The following is a 16,101-nucleotide window of genomic DNA, read 5'->3' on the forward strand; positions in this document are numbered from 1 at the left end:
CTTCATCTCCTATCCGTTACTGCGCTGAGCACTCTCGTATCGGTTTTTTTTCTTAATGATGAGGGGCAGCAGAAGCATTGCACCGAGAATAATCAAGCCACCGCTCACCGCATAAATAGCCCGCAAGGAAATGGAATGCTTCAAGTACCCTGAGATAAACATACCGATAACCATCATTCCCATAAAGACAGGCGTGATAGCCCCCGAAACCCGGCCCATATAAGCTCCTTCTGTGTTCCGTACGATTAATGTCTGGATTCCGCCTTGAATACAGGGGTAAAATAATCCGCTGATCACCAAAAGAACGATGGACAGCCAAATGATCTTAGACGCGCCTATTCCAATCGTACAGACGGCAGCGACAAGCAGCCCTACCATGAGCAGCATCTGGGGCTTTACCTTTTTGGCTATCCCCATAATGGCAATTCCCCCTGCCAGCATAGCTGCACCATTGGCCATGACGAACCACTGCAAATAGGATTTATCCAGTCCCAAATTCTCAATGACCAGAAAGATCTGAAGCGGTTGAGTTAGTCCTGATGCCAATCCGACAACCGAGAAGGTCAAGCTTAACGTTCTTAAGGATGGGTTAGCCCCTATATAACGCAGCCCGGCTGTCAATTCCTTTAAGAAGCCGCCGGTATCGTGAGTTTTCGGTTCTACCAAATCACGGGGAAGCGATGTAAGCACTATGGAAGACCCCAGGAATAGAATGGCTGTCAGTATGAGAGAGGTATGAATTCCAAACTGCAGGAAAATAAAGGTACCGATTACCGGGCCTAGCACGGTAAAGATAGCGACAATCGTTTGGGATAGCGCCATCACGCCCTGCAGCTGTTCAACCTTCACATGCCGCTTATACAGCTTCATAGCTGAGGGCTGAGAAAATTGAGACAAGCTGGCGGAGATAAATGACCCAATGAGAAGTGCCATCCACCCGCCATTCATGACGGTTAACAGAACAGCCCCAACCGATATGGCAGAAAGAAGATCACTCCATACCATGGTCCGTTTCGGCAGCCATCGGTCGGCAAAGGTTCCTCCAATCAGGCCGAAAAGAAAGATCGGTGCGAATTCCGCAACCGAGATCAGGGAAACATAAACCGGATTATTACTAGTCAAATTAGTCACATATAAAAGCACTGCATAATTTCGTATCCAAATCCCCAATTGCAGCAAAATTCGGGACAGGATAACCGTTCGAACATAACGATTAGACAACATGTTTAATACCCCTATCCGTTAATATTGTTGATAACGCACGTAATCGTTCTCCGATGATTTCATCCTCATCGCTTAGAGCCTGGCTGAACAGCTTTATCTCTTCGTTGATTCTTTCATTGTCGGTGCAAATGGCTATAGGCATGGAGCTCCCTTGCAAACCAATCCGGTCGATCGTCGGCTCCTGCGGATCATAGAAATGCTCGTATCTGTATGCATCGCGAAAATGCGCCAAGGTCCGGCAAATCAGTATGGACAAGTCAAGAATACGATGCAGTGGGATATCTCCTGTTTGCCCTGACCATTCTTCACCCACATCACCCCACACTTTAGCTGAAACATTAGCCTTTCCGCTCTCCTTCCACCGGTGTAATCCCAGCGAAAGACGTTTCACATCCGTGTTCCCGGCGAATCGGCCGTCCACTTGATCGTAGTTTTCTGTTACAACAACAGGGGTGTGCTTCAAAGTAACTGGCAATTTCATTGCATTTCCTCTTTTCGTTAGTATATTGCTGTCTTTTTATAATTTACTAAATTACTAATTTACTAAATTACTGCTTCATTTTATCTTGAATGCTTCCTTTCGTCAACCCGTTGTTCGCCTTGGTCGAACTTGAAGCCCCAGATTAGCCCCCTGGAGAAGCTGCTACGAATCCGTTCTGATGTATAAAAATAAGCATGCTGGTAAATAATAACGCGATTAGATGAACGTCCACCAAATAAAAAAACCACCGCTATTAGCGATGGTTCAAAATTTGTGTGTAGAGCTCCTATATTTATGTAACCTCTGGACCTACTTTGTAGATCTACCGACTACTGACTCATCTCCGCTGACGATATTAGCTTTGTAAATTCATTATCCATAGTATTCATGATTTCAACCAGTTTTACCTGTTCATTTATTTGTTCGAAAATATGTGAAGCCTCGTCCAAGTTTCTTACAAGCTCATGATATACATTGATCTGAAGCTGATTTTCCGTTACTTCCATGTTATCTAACTGTTTTTCCAACGACATGGAGCCTGCAGTGGAACTCAAGGCTGAACTAAAGCCTTTTTGATTAGCAATCTCATTATTTACGGACGTGACTGGAGCAGCAGGAGTAGGACTGTCTGCTATAGATGCCACAAGGTTAAAGCTGTTGCTTGTCTCTACCGCATGTTGAGGCGCTGCCTGCATAGGAGGCTTCGACTTCTCTTCAACTTTTGATGGTAGAGCTTGAACTGGACTTTTTGCTTTCCCTTCTGCTTTTGGAGGTACAGCATGGACTGGGCTTTTTGTCTTCTCTTCTGCTCTAGGCGTTGCAACCTGTGTTGGACTTTTTGCCTTCTCTTCTGCCTTATGAGGTATAGTCTGCGCTGGACTTTTTAGCTTTTCCTCTGCTTTTGGCGTTACAGCAAGGACTGGACTTTTTGCCTTCTCCTCTACTTTATGCGGATCAGTCTGCACTGAGCTTTTAGCCTTTTTTCCAGCTTTATGAGGGATAATCTGAGCCTGGCTTTTTTCTTTCTGTACGCTTCTTTTTGTTACGGCTGGCATCGTTTTTTTGTCCGGCTTTTCCACTTTATTAGGAACGGCATAGAGCTGAGCTGTTGCTTTTTTCGTTTCTTTCCTGTTGTTTTTATCATAATCTTTGATTACTTCAAATGGATGAAATTCTTGGGCAGCTTCGATATTTACGGCTTCTTTTAATTTTTGGCGGTGCTCCAAATTCATACGGTCCTTATGATCAATGGTTATGTCTTTTTTGGGGAAGTTTATCCAAGCTGCAATGCCAATAGCAAGAGTAATCAATAGTAAGACAAAAGCTGTGATCAGCATAGCTAATGTTCCCTTTCCTCTTCACCTTTATATTAAAAAAGAAGGCTTACGAGAAACGCAAGCCGCGTGAATGGTCAAAATCCTGATTAATGCATTTGATTCATGCCCATATTGCTTTGGTTGTTGAAGCCTTGTTGATTCATTTGATTGGCGGATTGTTGGGATTGTTGAATAAGCTGCTGCATTTGGCTCAGCATTTGGTAGGATTGAACCGTTTGATTGGCTTGGTTCAAAGTTTGGCTAGCTTGCTGAATCGATTGCTGAAGCTGCTGGAGAGCTTGCTTTTGCTGATTTTGAACTTGCTGGTTAAATTGATTCATTTGAGTTACAAGCTGGCCAAGCTGCTGCTGGTTTTGAGAGGAACCCGTGGAAGCAGAGCCTTGGGAAGGGTTTTGGACTTGGGTTAAAATCTTTTGAATCTGGTTAAGCTGATTTTCTAATGGGGTCAACTCACTAGCAACTTCAGCCTTTACTTTATTTGCGATTTGCTCTTGAGTTACGACTTCTTCTTTTTTGGTTGTTGTCATGATCATATCTCCTTAGGAATAAATGTTGTTCTCAGAACACAAAGCATATTGTGTCTGTTTTCTCAACCTCTATCCCCTAAGCAGGATTGTTGTTAAATGGAAATGAGCTTAAGTCTCCTAGCGTTTCAACCTTCTATTTGCTGGTACATGTTGCGGAAGGTAAAAAGCCAGCAGAACCAACGGAATCCACTGGCTGAATTATGCTGTCGCTCACACACAACGTGTCAGCTGCAGCATCAGATTACAGGTAATATCTGTATGAAACGTATTTTATTCTGCAGCCATGGCATCTGCTTTTGTTCTATGAACCGTACCAAACGGATGCTGAGGGGGTGCGTAGATAGTATATAATTTTAGTGGTGTGTTACCCGTGTTGATGATGTTGTGCCATGTTCCGGCAGGGACCACGATTGCGGAGTCACTATGGATCCTTTTTTCCATATCCAGGTTATCCTTTGTCTTGCCCATGCGAACCACACCTTGCCCCTCTTCAATACGCAAGAATTGGTCAACGTTCGGATGCACCTCCAATCCGATGTCCTCACCTGGCCGGAGACTCATCAGGACAACTTGTAAATGTTTTCCTGTCCATATGACCGTTCGAAAAGTGTTGTTTTGCTCTGCTGCTTTACTAATATCTACAACAAAGGGTGCGCTTCCGTAATCCTTTAGCTCGATATCCCCATTCATATTCGATGATTGCCGATATCCCGATCGGTATGGAAAATCTGTTCTGTATGGAACTGCCCAATACATAGGCGGTCTAGCATAGTTATACATTGGAGCTCCAATATAGTATGGATATGGATAAATAACCCTGGCATTATACATCCTGGTACTCATTCCCTTCGGAAAGTATAACATAGGCTATTCACTATGGCTTGTAAAGGTACCTCTATGTGGCCTTATAACAAAGTGCTTCTTGGACAGCGAGCTTACTGCTAGCCATAGCCGCATCGGCGAGCCTTCCTTCCGGACCGACCTAATCGCCGGCTACCAGCAGACCTGGATACTTTAATGTTGGCTCTGTTATATTTTAATGTTAATAATTTATAAAAATAAATTGGGAATCAATTAAATTGTGATTCCCGTCTTATCTTCAAGGAAGTTCTCCTAAAAATCATAAGCTTTCTACTTATTTATTAAGCTCTCATATTAAATTGTTTTTGTTTGTATCAACATATTTTATAAGGTAATCAAATAAGTTTCTATCCCCTTCATAAAGATAAAGTTTATCAGCTACTTCAATAATTTTTGATACCATATCATCATATTTAGAGCTGTGAGTTTCAGAAAAAGTAGTTATAGAGTATTCCATTTGATTATCAACATTATTTCTTAAATCCTTTGTCGATACATTGTTTTGTTCCAGTATAGACTTTATTCCCTTCAGTATTTCGTAATCTTCTTTTGCCTGTATTCGTTGTAAAGTTTCTATAGTATCATCTAAGAAAAATCCTGTTGAATTCTCTAAGAAGCCCAAAATACCTTGCATATTCAGTTCTGTATCTAAGTTAATTACAAGTATTATATCTCTTATTACAACAGGCAACTTATAAAATGTATCCCTTTCGAATAAATGATAATTCTCTTCATTATACAAGTTTAATGCAATCTCATTGATGATTTCTTCGCCTGAGTTCTTCGTTAGAAGATGTAGCTGAATTAAGTTCTTAATTATTTCACGATATTCATTCATAAAATAACCTCAATTTCTAATTGCTATCAACATTAATAAGATTCAATATCAACATTTACCTTTAACAGAACTTTAATGTTAACTATAACTAGAAAGATAAAGTGGGTTTAGCAATTGACCATTGGATGGTTGGAAGCTGTTCGTTGCTCTCCGTTACAGTCCCTACAACAATTTGCTTTTCTGCAGGATTTTCCAAATAATGTTGAATGGTGAACCGGATAGCTTTTGAAGTTTTTAGGTTTAATAGCTCGTTCTTGTGAATCCAAAATAATTCTCCCTCATCCGAGGGGGTAAAGCTTCTGTGTGTGGTCTCTCCAAAATAAACATATTGCTGCCTGATTTCGTCGACGCTATTTTCTATTAATATGTATTTCAGCGTGAAATTTTCAATTTCATCCTTTTTGAAGCCGGTTTCCTCTTCTATTTCCCTATAGCTTGCTTTCATCGGGTGGTTCAGCTCTTCGTATTCAAGATGTCCGCCAATGCCTCCCCAAAATTCGAAATTAAATATCTTGCTGCGAGCCTTCTTCATCATTAGAACATGCTCTTGATTTATCAAGAAAGCTGTTGCCATTTGTCTTACTTCCACCCTATCGCCCTCCGCAGAATTAGTCCTTGTTCTTCTGATAGTTTATCTCACTTTACTCTTAATGGGAATACCTTCCATATTGTTCTCCTGCGGCAAATAGAACAGCTTGTAATTAAGAAAAGCAGCCTTACAGGGCTGCCGCTTCTCCAAAACATATTTTGTACGAGTTCCGCTTATGACTCTTCTTGATTTGTATTATTTGGCAACTTCCCAACCTTTGTTAGGGCAAATTCAAGTACCTTTCTTAGATGCTTCTCCCCTGTGGAATGTCCCCTAAATGGATAAATATGCAGCTGCTTCTCGGAGCGGATTCGGTTGTATGCAGCAAATACGGTCTCTGGCATGCATACCGTGTCTTTCAGGCTTACCGAAACGAGGATCGGAATGTCTATCCGTTCGGCCAAATTCATGTTGTCGAAATAGCTGAGTGTTCGCATAACCCTCTTCAGCCGTTCGGGATAACGCGAGACATAATCGGCCGCTTCGGTCAGCGACCCCGTAGAATGAAAGATTCCCAAGTCCATATGGCACATATTGGGAATGTCCGCTATTGCAAACGAGGGCTTGCGGCTAAGCGCACTCACGATCATCGCTAATCCTCCCCCTTGACTAACCCCCGCTACACCGATCCGTGCCGGGTCGGTCTCCGGCTGCTCCGCCGCCCAGTCCACTGCTCGCAAGCAATCCGCCACCAACGCCTTATAATAACAGGTATCCTTATCCTCGATGCCTTTCGTGATCCAGCCTTTGGTCATGCCACCCACTTGCGGCAGCAGATCCCCGGTCCCGCCGGATTGTCCCCGCAGGTCGACTGCGAATACAGCCATTCCCGCAAGGAGCCAGGGAGCATAGCTCTCCGGCAGCCCGCTGTTCCCGGCATAGCCGTGGAAATGAATAACGCAGGGGTAGCGCCCCTCATTCCAAAGAGTTGGCACTAGGTACCAGCCGGTAATAGGTGTAAGATCGTACCCTTGAAACGACACACGATAAGCATCGACTCCACGCATGCTGGTAAGCGAGTGACGCCTCTCACAGGGTATAGTCCCCTGGTTGGCTGCCTGATTTAATGTCCGGCTCCAGAATAAGTCCAGATCCTCCGGAGCTGTCAGCTCCGGATTGTATGCATGCAGATCCGATATCTTTCTTTCCAAAAAGCTCATAGTCATAACTCCCTTATCCTGGATCGTTCCTTCTCATTTCTGCTTATGATTATCATGGGGGACAATGACGTTGGCCGAAGCTGTCGTCCGGTTACCCGCTTCGTCCGCTGCCAAATAGGTTACGGTATAAACTCTGCCCGATCCGCTGCCCGCTCTTTCCGCACGAAGCAAGAAACGGTTATCCGAAGTATTCCACTCTGCATCCTGAATATCGTTAGAGGTGCTGCCGTCACCGATGCCGTCATCCGGCTCATTGCTGACGATGGAGAGAAGGACAACACTAGCTACACCGGAGTCCCCATCTTGTGCATAGGTCGCCGCCGTTATCGTAACCATACGATGGTTTGCCGGGACGAGGACGGTTTCCGATAATTGGAGCTGAAGCGAAGGAGCGGTTTTATCGATTCGAATCACAGCGTTCTTCGGCGTCTCCCTGTTACCTGCCTTGTCGATGCTCCAATATTGGAGATTATGGATACCTTCCTCAGACACATGCACTGTGGAGCCCGTCAAAGCTTCTCCCCTGTCGATGGAATAATAAGTTTCTGCTACGCCGGAATCCGTATCCTGCGCTGTCAGCTGCACTACCACGTCCGACTTCGCCCAACCTGCTGGCGCATTATCCGACGTGATCGGAGCGGTCTTATCGTGTGAACCGGTGACCGTTAACGGGTAGGAGCCGGATACCGACTGGTATGTAGCAACGATGACCGTTGAACCCGGACTTATAGCTGTAACTAGGCCTTCTACGTTAACGGAGGCTACATTCGCATATCGGCTGCTCCATCTAACGCCGCTTTCCGGTGACAGCCTCCCGCTTTCCCCATTGTCGTACACTGCTTTGACCACAGACGGGATGGAAGCCCCTGCTTGCATGGTACCGGGTAACCCTTCGATAGCCACTGCCAGCACAGGGGCCGATCCTGTGTCCCCGCGGCCTATTGTTATGCTGCCCGTTCGGGAAACAAGACCGAAATATCCCGGCCCTCTTAACGCATTTTCTGCCGTATCCAGGTAGTTGAATACCTCCTTGCCATCGACCTTCAGGATCAGCCGCACCCCGTTCGCTTCCTCGAAGGAGCCGAGCTGAACCCGATGCTCTTCATTTAACGGAAGCATCGTGTTAGGTACTGCATCCCCGCCCAGACTGGTGTAGCCTGCAATATTTCCGTAGATGACTGTTCTTGCGCCCTCGTTAAACCGCTGAAGCTCCAATGCCCCTGCGCTAACCGTAACGAGATAGGAGCTGCCATTGCTGTAGCCTCTCTCTTTATCCTGATTGCCGAACATCAGCGCATACCAGCTTCCCGTGCCGTTAATCTTGAGTCGGAAATCAAGCATTTCGTTCTGGAATGTGCGGCCTTGATACACCGCATGACCTCCGGGAGTTGATACGGTGATATATTGTCCGTCCGTCTTCTTCCCTCCGCTGCCGGTTGAGCTTACATACCACGGCTCCGCCTGACTCAGCTCACTACGCAGGACATAATCATCCTTGGTCTCGTAATTCCACACTTTTATCAGAACATGGCTCTCCGTCCGCATGCCTAGGAACTCACCCTGTAACGTCAGAACGGCGGATCCCTCTTGATGGCCGGCAAGCACTCCATCAGGTGAAATCGATGCTATTTCGGGCACACTTGTGCGGTAAAGAATAGGATCCAGCTTGATTTTATTTCCGAAGGCAGTACTTCCGTATCCTTCCAGCTTAACGTAAGCTCCTTCCTTTACATAGATAACCTTGCCGACTTGCCCCTCCAATCGAAGCTCGGACAAAGTATCTCCTACATAGACATCTGTTTCCAGCGTTCGAAGGATGGTTCCATTGACAATAGAAAGCCGGATCTTGGTACTGCCTGCTGCAATCCCTGTTACATTCCCTTCTTCATCCACTTGAGCTACGGCCGGGTTGGCGGAGGTGTAATACACTTCGCTCTTGCTCTGGGTCACCGTCTCATCCTTACCGTTCTTTGAGGCTATCCTGATTTTGCCTCTCTCTCCAATGTTCAAATTGACCGCTTCCGTCGACCATCGGCTCACCCTGCCGTCGGCAAGTGCTGCATACTCCGGCTGCAGTCCTGCATTCGCAATAATTTCCTGAGCCTCGGCAGGCCAATCTGCGTTCGGATAGGCATGCGTATTCTCGAATGTAACGTTGTTTCCATTATTAGTGTAATCATCTCCGGTTGTATAATTATTATAGAAATCCAGATCATGGATGGTCTTGGTCCACACAAGCGCCCAGCGCTTTGGCGAATGCCAAGGGGGAGTATCCTTAAGGTCAATGACGTTATTCTCATACCTCCAGTACGCCGAGGCTTCGTCCGCATACAGCGCTCCGTTCGCATCCATTTGATTGCGGATGTAATTGCCCGATACGAGGTTTTTGTTCCCAGGTGAAGCTCCCGTTACCCCTAGACTGTAAATGGCGCCGCCGTCACGAAGCCCCTTTCCCATCAAATCGTAAATAAGATTATTCTGGATCTTGACGTTTTTGGTAACAGGATCGAACGCTTTGGCCCATCCGTAGCCGATATGGGTCCCGCTGTACGGAATGTTGTAGATTTCATTATGGCTAATATCCATATCCTCGGGATATCCTGCGGAAATCGCGGCAGCTGACTTGTAGTCGATTCCGATATCATGAATCAGGTTGTTCAGGATATCGTTATTTTTCATCACTTTACGGTGGTCTGCCGGATTGAACACTTCACGGTCGTTGGAATCGGGCTGTCCTATGTTGACCGCACCGCCGGATATATCATAAAACTCATTGCCCCTTATAAGACTGTTCTGAACCCCGTTGTCCATACGCAGCGCAGTAATACCAAGCTTCGCAAAATGATTCCTCTCAAAGTTCACCGTATTGGCAAGCTGAACCATGACGGCCGCATCAGCCAAAGTGTCTGGCGAACCGGGATACCGCAAGTAATTATTTTGCGCGTCTGCATGGCCTGCGCTGGTGCTGGGACACATCCAAGTCGTGTACATAAACTGCAGTCCCTCGAACTGCAGATTTCTTACCGGCTCATTCGCCGAATCGCCTTGTATAGTCATTAGCTGCTCCAGCACCGGCGCCACGACGTTTGCTTCAGAAAGCTTTTCCCATGGATGCGCCTTATAGTACAGCATTCCTTCCGTCCGGTCGAGATACCACTCTCCGGCTTCATTCAATAATTCATAAGCATTCTCATAGTGAACGGGAACCGTAGCCGAGGTCATCCCTTTGTTAGTCACCGCAGTCCACCCAGGCTCTTCCATGACGATGTCCGCTTTACCGTTCTTGACCGTAACGGACGCAACATTTGCTCTCGGGTTCGTCCAAATTTCGTTATAAACGAATTCCAAATCATCGGGATGACGCCAACTGGCAATGACGGTATCATCCGAAGTGTAGCCGTACGAGGTTTTGACCGCATTCGTTAATCCGCCTTCGCTTCGCGCACGAACGGCTCGAACCCCATTGACAAATAGCTGTCTGGTCTGAAATTCAGTGCCGACATAGGCTTTGTATATTTGTCTGGATTCATCTTCGAGAGTCCATCCGGTAACAGTACGTCCTCCGCTGATGGCCGCCTGCTCCCCGGGGTAGCTGCGGTAAGTGACAAAATGCCCGTTCTTTCCGGAGTCGTCCGGACCAAATCGAAGCGTTTCCGGAAGCACGTACGTTCCTTCTCTCAGGTTCACTACGATATCTCCGCTCATCGTCCCATTTCGTTCCCTGACAGCCTCTTGAGCTCTGGCCAAAGTTTGAAACGGCTCGGTCAGAGTACCGGAATTGGCATCATTGCCGCTTGGAGACACATAGAGCTGATATTGGACAGTGCGTTCAATGACGGTAACGACGGCTTCTCCGCGTACGGAGCCGTCCGCGCTGACCGCATACACCTTGGTGCTTCCCTCACGGAGGCCCGTAACTTCCCCGTAATGGTCTACGGAAGCCACATGCGGATCATCCGAGACCCAGGTCAGCTTCTTGTTCGTGCTGTTGTCCGGCGTAATGGAAGCATGAAGCAGCAGCCGGCTGCCAACGGGGACGGTTGAGGCCGGGGGCGTGACAACGATACCCGTTACCGGTACTTCATATACCCGGACGGTTACACTTACCGGGGGAATGTTCTCTGAAGGAGCAGCCGTAATTATCGCTTCCCCATCGGCGATCCCCGTAACGATACCACCAGTCGAGACGGTAGCGACAGCAGGATGGTTCGTTGTCCATACGACCGTCTGATCTGTCGCATCGGCCGGCTCAAACACAAGAGGCAGCTTCTCGCCCGACCCGGCGGCAATCGTATAGACGGCCTGCGGGAATGAAGCGCTTACAGCCGGTTTATAGGCATTCACATGGAAATCATCGTAATATACGCCACCGATGCTGTCCTTATAAATCCCAATGTAAAAGGAGGTGAATGGGCTGCCTTCCGCCATCGGTTCGTGGGCAAGCTTCAGCTCGTTATCGATGTAGAAATCGAAGGTGCCGGCTTCAGCATTCAGAGCAAGCTTGACCTCATACCAAATACCGCGGTCGTAAGGTTGAATGTTCGTCCAGCTAGAGGCTCCTTTTTTCATGTACGCGAATTGGCCGTTATTAAGAGCAAACTTCGCTATCGCCGTAGTCCCGCTTTTCGGCGAAGGTAAATAAAGGACCGCATCGGTCTGCTCCGGACGCACCCTGTAGGTCAAGACGGATTTGACCGCAGCAGGTTCAGGCAGCATCCGTTCCAGCTGATAGGTTGCAGTGGATTTCCCGTTTTTCTGCATGTGCAGCAGCCGTCCGGGATGTCCCTCCAGCTCTTCTACAACCGCCTTCGCAATATATGGGCTCGGTGCAGGTGAAGCAGCCGCAGGCGGGTTGCCGCTCCAGGACGGTGGCTTTTGGCCGAGTGGGACCTCATCGAACGTGTCAGTTAACAGCTCGCCTTCGGCAGCCAATGCTTTGCTTGCAGTAAAGGGATTCATCGAGCAGGCTGCAAGAGCAGTAATTAAGAAAGCGCATACAATCTGAGACTTCCAAAATCGTAAAATCATTGTTCCACCCCTTTCGATTCATGCGATTCGTGCATAGAATACGGCCAGTAAGGGTTTAAAAACAATATTCAATTTTCGTGTATATCGTCCATTTCCGGCTAATCGACCGCCGATTCGTCGAACTCAAGCCGTACGACCATGACAGTCCCGGTCATTTCGTTGACAGGGATATTTTTGATACGCAGGTAAGGCTTTTCCTTCCAGTACCAGGGCAGCAGCTCGACGCTGCATTGAAGGTCCTGGCCGTTATTCATAAGGACCGCCCGCTTCGGCAATTTATCCAATGGGCGCAGGACGATGCAGTCGCTTTGCAAATCCTTGTATACATGCACGTAGAGATCGTTGCCTTTGCGGGTTAGCAGTACGTGATCCCTTGTCACGACATGGTGCACTTCATCAGACGATACAATTTCGTCACGCCCGCCCATATGGGAAGCAGGCTCAGCATCGATAAACGCCTCCTTGACTGACTTATACCAAGAGCCTATAGCATGGAGAGTTTTAACGCTGCCAGGTTCCAATGAACCGTCAGCTCTCGGACCGACGTTCAATAAATAATTACCGCCCATGGCGAGCACCTTATCCATGCTTTGCATTAAAAATTTGTGGCTATAATAGTCTTCTTCCTCACGATAGCCCCAGCTTTCCCGTCCCAACGATTGGCAGGCCTCGGTTGGCGTGTGAAAAGCTCTGCCCTCCGGTACATGCCTCTCCGGCGTGCTGTAATCGCCTTCTCCCGGCCCGCGATTATTAATGAGGATTCCGGGCTGCAGCGAACGAATCAGGTTATTGATAGCCGGATTATGATACTCGGCGACGTTGATGTCCCAGAACCATTGATAAATCGGACCGTATCCGGTCAACAGCTCCTGAATCTGCGCGGCGACATATTCATAATACTTATTTATATCCGGTTCATGACCGGGACGCGGTCCGAACATTTCATGGTGTCGTCCTGCATTCGGATAATGAGGATGATGCCAATCCGGACAAGAGTAATAGAGGCTCAGGGGCATGTTCCTCTTCCGGCAAGCCTCCGCCAGCATGGCAAGCACGTCCCTGCCATAGGGGGTATTCATGATGTTGTAGGATGTCAACGATGTGTCCCACATGCAAAACCCGTCGTGATGCTTCGCCGTGAAGCAAACGTACTGCATCCCGGCCACCTCGGCCGCATCCAGCCAAGTGTCCGGATCAAAATTCACCGGATCGAACCGATGTATCAGCTGCTCGTAATCCTTTCGTTTCATATTCCCTCGCCAAAGCAGCTGCTCATGCCAGGCAGGGATAGCATACAGTCCCCAATGAATAAACATACCGAAGCGAAGGCCGAAAAATCGGTCGCGGGCATCGTTGAATGTTTTGCGATTCATACTGCCTCTCATCTCCTCTCATCATATAAGGAAAGCACCCAAAACGAACTCAAGGCGCTCCCTGTCCGGATACAACCGGAATGCTATTTGGCTTCCATTTGGTACAGATCCTTCATCAGGATAGCCTTGTCCTTGTTCTCCTCGTACCATTTGCTGTAGAACGCATCGACCTTGGCGCCTCCCGCCTTATCCCAAGCAACCTTTGCCTCCTGGATAAACTGGTCTACCGTGTACGACTTGCCGCTCACGATCGATTTGACGGCCAGATCGATGATCGTCTTGTTGGCGTTGGCATTGATCGGTGCCAAATCCTGCGGAAGATTAGGCAAATAGCTGCTGTGGGTGATCCCTACCATCGGCTTGCTCGGGTCCATGTACGCTTTTTTGGCCATATTGACAATTTGAATCATATCCTTCTCGGCCGGGGTCGGATTTGATTTATTTTCCAGGCCGTAGCACTTGCCGAGCAGCGGTGCCAGCATGTTCATATCGCCGGCGTAGCCAAGCTCCTTCTTGTTCTTCTCCGCGTCGATCGGCTCCGGGCATCCATTTGTCCCTATCTTATGATGAACCCCTTCGATGCCGTTCATAATCGTGCCCGTATACTTCTCGCTTGCCATAAAATCGATCATTTTGACCACAGCCAATGGATCCTTCGCTGCAGCATTGACCATCCCTGTCATTTGGATCGGTGTGGAGAGCATCGGGCTGTATTGCCCGAAAGTCGTTTTCGGCAGCTCAATCGGGATAACTTCAGCATCCGGTACGTTTTTCTTCAGAGCTTCGTAGGTTTTTACATCCGCGCCATTGCCTCCGTAGATGCCCAGCTTGCCGGTTATCCACGCCTGCTTCTGCTTCTCCCCGTTCTTGTCCGTAACGAAATCCTTGTCCGTAATACCCGCGTCGTAGATTTGCTTCTGAAATTCCAGCGATGCCTTCAGCCGGTCCCAATCGTGTACGACCTTATCATGCTCCAGTATCCATGGATATTGCCCTGTGCCGAAAAGCGTGAAGCCCGTTCCAAACATATGATTGAGGATGATGCCGGATACGAAGCTTAGTCCTATGCCTTGTGTATCCGCTTTGCCGTTGCCGTCCGGGTCCTTGGCTGCGAAAGCCTTTGCCGTCTCAAGCAATTCCTCCGGCGTCCTCGGCACTTGCAGATTAAGTTTTTTCAACCAATCCGCCCGGATAAACAGATAATGCTGCGGTGCGAATTGCATCGGACGTCCGAGCAGGTACATTTTGCCGTCGGGCATGGTACCGGCTTTTTTGATGGCCGGGTATTTCTCCAGCATTTGCTTATATTCCTTGCTGTGCTTGGCAATGAGATCGTCCAGGGGCATCAGCTGCTTTTGGCTGTACAGCTGTCCCTGATAAGCGGTATCGAATTCAAGGATTAAATCAGGAGCCGTTCCCGATGCAAACATGACATTAAATTTTTGAAGCGATTCAAACCGCGGCACCGTAACGTATTTGACATCAACCGGACCGTTTTCATTGACCCATTTGGTCCAGCGGTTATTGTCCATCGTTCCTTCATCCGCCGGTACGCTGCCCCGGTCATACAGGGATACGGTAATCGATCCGCGCTTTGCAGGCTCCTCCGCAGCGTTCCCGCCGGTGTCCGCAGAACTTGTCCCTTGGCTGCCGCCTTCACAGCCGGCTGCAATTAACGAAAGCGCCAGCACGGTGCCATAGGCGCGCTTCCATGCGACCTTATGTTTTATCATGAAATCTCGACCTCCCCATTGTATTGTACATGATTTTGACAACTATAGGCCTGCCATTGTATAGCGTTATCCTTTGACTGCGCCAATCATCACCCCTTTGACAAAATACTTTTGGAGCAGCGGATAGACAAGCAGCATCGGGATAATGATGATCATGATGCCTGCTGCCTTCATGCCCTCGGGGGTAATATTAGGGACTTCCTGCTGGTTCATGCTGTTAATTTCCTGCAAAATCGTTTGACTGCGCACCATCTGTTGAATCAGAACGGTTAGATTGTATTTTTCCGGACTGTTCAAATAGATAAGCACATTGAAAAATGAATTCCAATATTGAACGCCGTAAAATAAAGCTATCGTTGCCAGCATAGGAAGCGACAGCGGGAGAATAATCCGGATCAGCAAGCGCCACTCCCCGCAGCCGTCCATTCGAGCGGCTTCATCCAGCTCCTCGGGGATATTCTCGAAGAAGCTGCGCATGATGAGCATATTAAATGTACTGATCAGCCCTGGCAGCCAAAGCGCCCCGTAAGAATCGATCAGCCCTAGCTGCTTGATGACCAGATACGTCGGAATCAACCCTCCCTGGAACAGCATCGTGAAAACGATGGCAAGCGTGATGAAGCGCCGGCCGTAGAAAGCTTTTCTAGAAAGCGGATGGGCGGCAAAAACCGTAAACATCATACTCAAGGCAACGCCTACTACCGTTATTAAGACATTATTGGCAAAAGCTCTCACTACCGGCGTTCCTTTGAACAGCATCGTGTAGGATTCGAAGGTGAACTCCATCGGCCACAGCGTAACGAACCCGGACATGACGGGATCTTTGCCGCTTAAGGATAGGGACGTAAGGTGAACGAGAGGCAAAAAGCATAGTAAACCGGCAGCAGCCAATACCATATAATTAATGCCATAAAATAATTTTTTCGAAAATGAGCTGCGCATTGATACCA

At 47.8% G+C, this 16,101-nt stretch carries 12 protein-coding genes; all 12 read right to left on the reverse strand.

From position 1 onward, the window contains the following. Positions 1-9: 9 nt before the first annotated feature. Positions 10-1,224, reverse strand: coding sequence for an MFS transporter (locus tag GGC63_RS11185; protein ID WP_192702398.1), 1,215 nt, complete (start codon positions 1,222-1,224; stop codon positions 10-12). After that, a complete protein-coding gene (locus GGC63_RS11190; RefSeq protein ID WP_192702399.1) occupies positions 1,214-1,705 on the reverse strand; it encodes a DUF6530 family protein in 492 nt (163 codons plus the stop codon). Before GGC63_RS11190 ends, GGC63_RS11185 begins: the two co-directional genes overlap by 11 nt. Positions 1,706-2,034: 329 nt before the next feature. Continuing rightward, complete coding sequence (locus GGC63_RS11195; RefSeq protein WP_192702400.1) at positions 2,035-3,042, reverse strand: hypothetical protein; 1,008 nt, start codon at positions 3,040-3,042, stop codon at positions 2,035-2,037. 86 nt (positions 3,043-3,128) lie between these two features. Continuing rightward, entirely contained in the window at positions 3,129-3,569 is a 441-nt protein-coding gene (locus GGC63_RS11200) for a hypothetical protein (protein ID WP_192702401.1), read from the reverse strand. A 270-nt stretch (positions 3,570-3,839) separates the two neighbouring features. Next, a complete protein-coding gene (locus GGC63_RS11205) occupies positions 3,840-4,400 on the reverse strand; it encodes a cupin domain-containing protein (protein WP_192702402.1) in 561 nt (186 codons plus the stop codon). 319 nt (positions 4,401-4,719) lie between these two features. Then, a complete protein-coding gene (locus tag GGC63_RS11210; RefSeq protein ID WP_192702403.1) occupies positions 4,720-5,268 on the reverse strand; it encodes a DUF4375 domain-containing protein in 549 nt (182 codons plus the stop codon). Between the two features lie 88 nt (positions 5,269-5,356). Then, positions 5,357-5,857, reverse strand: a complete 501-nt coding sequence (locus GGC63_RS11215) for an NUDIX hydrolase (protein ID WP_318781028.1) — start codon at positions 5,855-5,857, stop codon at positions 5,357-5,359. A 173-nt stretch (positions 5,858-6,030) separates the two neighbouring features. After that, positions 6,031-7,017 carry an acetylxylan esterase gene (locus GGC63_RS11220; protein ID WP_192702404.1) on the reverse strand — a complete coding sequence of 329 codons (987 nt, stop codon included), beginning with the start codon at positions 7,015-7,017 and terminating at the stop codon, positions 6,031-6,033. A 33-nt stretch (positions 7,018-7,050) separates the two neighbouring features. Further along, positions 7,051-12,045: an Ig-like domain-containing protein gene (locus GGC63_RS11225; RefSeq protein ID WP_192702405.1), complete on the reverse strand. Its 4,995-nt coding sequence runs from the start codon at positions 12,043-12,045 to the stop codon at positions 7,051-7,053. Between the two features lie 98 nt (positions 12,046-12,143). Then, the gene (locus GGC63_RS11230) at positions 12,144-13,418 is read right to left on the reverse strand and encodes an alpha-L-fucosidase (RefSeq protein WP_192702406.1); all 1,275 of its coding nucleotides are present in this window, start codon (positions 13,416-13,418) and stop codon (positions 12,144-12,146) included. 83 nt (positions 13,419-13,501) lie between these two features. Beyond that, on the reverse strand, positions 13,502-15,151 hold the full coding sequence (locus GGC63_RS11235; protein ID WP_192702407.1) for an extracellular solute-binding protein: 1,650 nt from the start codon (positions 15,149-15,151) through the stop codon (positions 13,502-13,504). 66 nt (positions 15,152-15,217) lie between these two features. After that, entirely contained in the window at positions 15,218-16,093 is an 876-nt protein-coding gene (locus GGC63_RS11240) for a carbohydrate ABC transporter permease (protein WP_192702408.1), read from the reverse strand. Between the last annotated feature and the right edge of the window lie 8 nt (positions 16,094-16,101).

It is taken from the genome of Paenibacillus sp. OAS669 (assembly GCF_014873645.1).
Lineage (GTDB): Bacteria > Bacillota > Bacilli > Paenibacillales > NBRC-103111 > Paenibacillus_S > Paenibacillus_S vulneris.

What these genes read in the sequence shown, in the direction of transcription:
- GGC63_RS11185 (WP_192702398.1), bottom strand. Translation starts at nt 1,224, where the DNA reads ATGTTGTCTAATCGTTATGTTCGAACGGTTATCCTGTCCCGAATTTTG.
- GGC63_RS11190 (WP_192702399.1), bottom strand. Translation starts at nt 1,705, where the DNA reads ATGAAATTGCCAGTTACTTTGAAGCACACCCCTGTTGTTGTAACAGAA.
- GGC63_RS11195 (WP_192702400.1), bottom strand. Translation starts at nt 3,042, where the DNA reads ATGCTGATCACAGCTTTTGTCTTACTATTGATTACTCTTGCTATTGGC.
- GGC63_RS11200 (WP_192702401.1), bottom strand. Translation starts at nt 3,569, where the DNA reads ATGACAACAACCAAAAAAGAAGAAGTCGTAACTCAAGAGCAAATCGCA.
- GGC63_RS11205 (WP_192702402.1), bottom strand. Translation starts at nt 4,400, where the DNA reads ATGTATAATGCCAGGGTTATTTATCCATATCCATACTATATTGGAGCT.
- GGC63_RS11210 (WP_192702403.1), bottom strand. Translation starts at nt 5,268, where the DNA reads ATGAATGAATATCGTGAAATAATTAAGAACTTAATTCAGCTACATCTT.
- GGC63_RS11220 (WP_192702404.1), bottom strand. Translation starts at nt 7,017, where the DNA reads ATGAGCTTTTTGGAAAGAAAGATATCGGATCTGCATGCATACAATCCG.
- GGC63_RS11225 (WP_192702405.1), bottom strand. Translation starts at nt 12,045, where the DNA reads ATGATTTTACGATTTTGGAAGTCTCAGATTGTATGCGCTTTCTTAATT.
- GGC63_RS11230 (WP_192702406.1), bottom strand. Translation starts at nt 13,418, where the DNA reads ATGAATCGCAAAACATTCAACGATGCCCGCGACCGATTTTTCGGCCTT.
- GGC63_RS11235 (WP_192702407.1), bottom strand. Translation starts at nt 15,151, where the DNA reads ATGATAAAACATAAGGTCGCATGGAAGCGCGCCTATGGCACCGTGCTG.
- GGC63_RS11240 (WP_192702408.1), bottom strand. Translation starts at nt 16,093, where the DNA reads ATGCGCAGCTCATTTTCGAAAAAATTATTTTATGGCATTAATTATATG.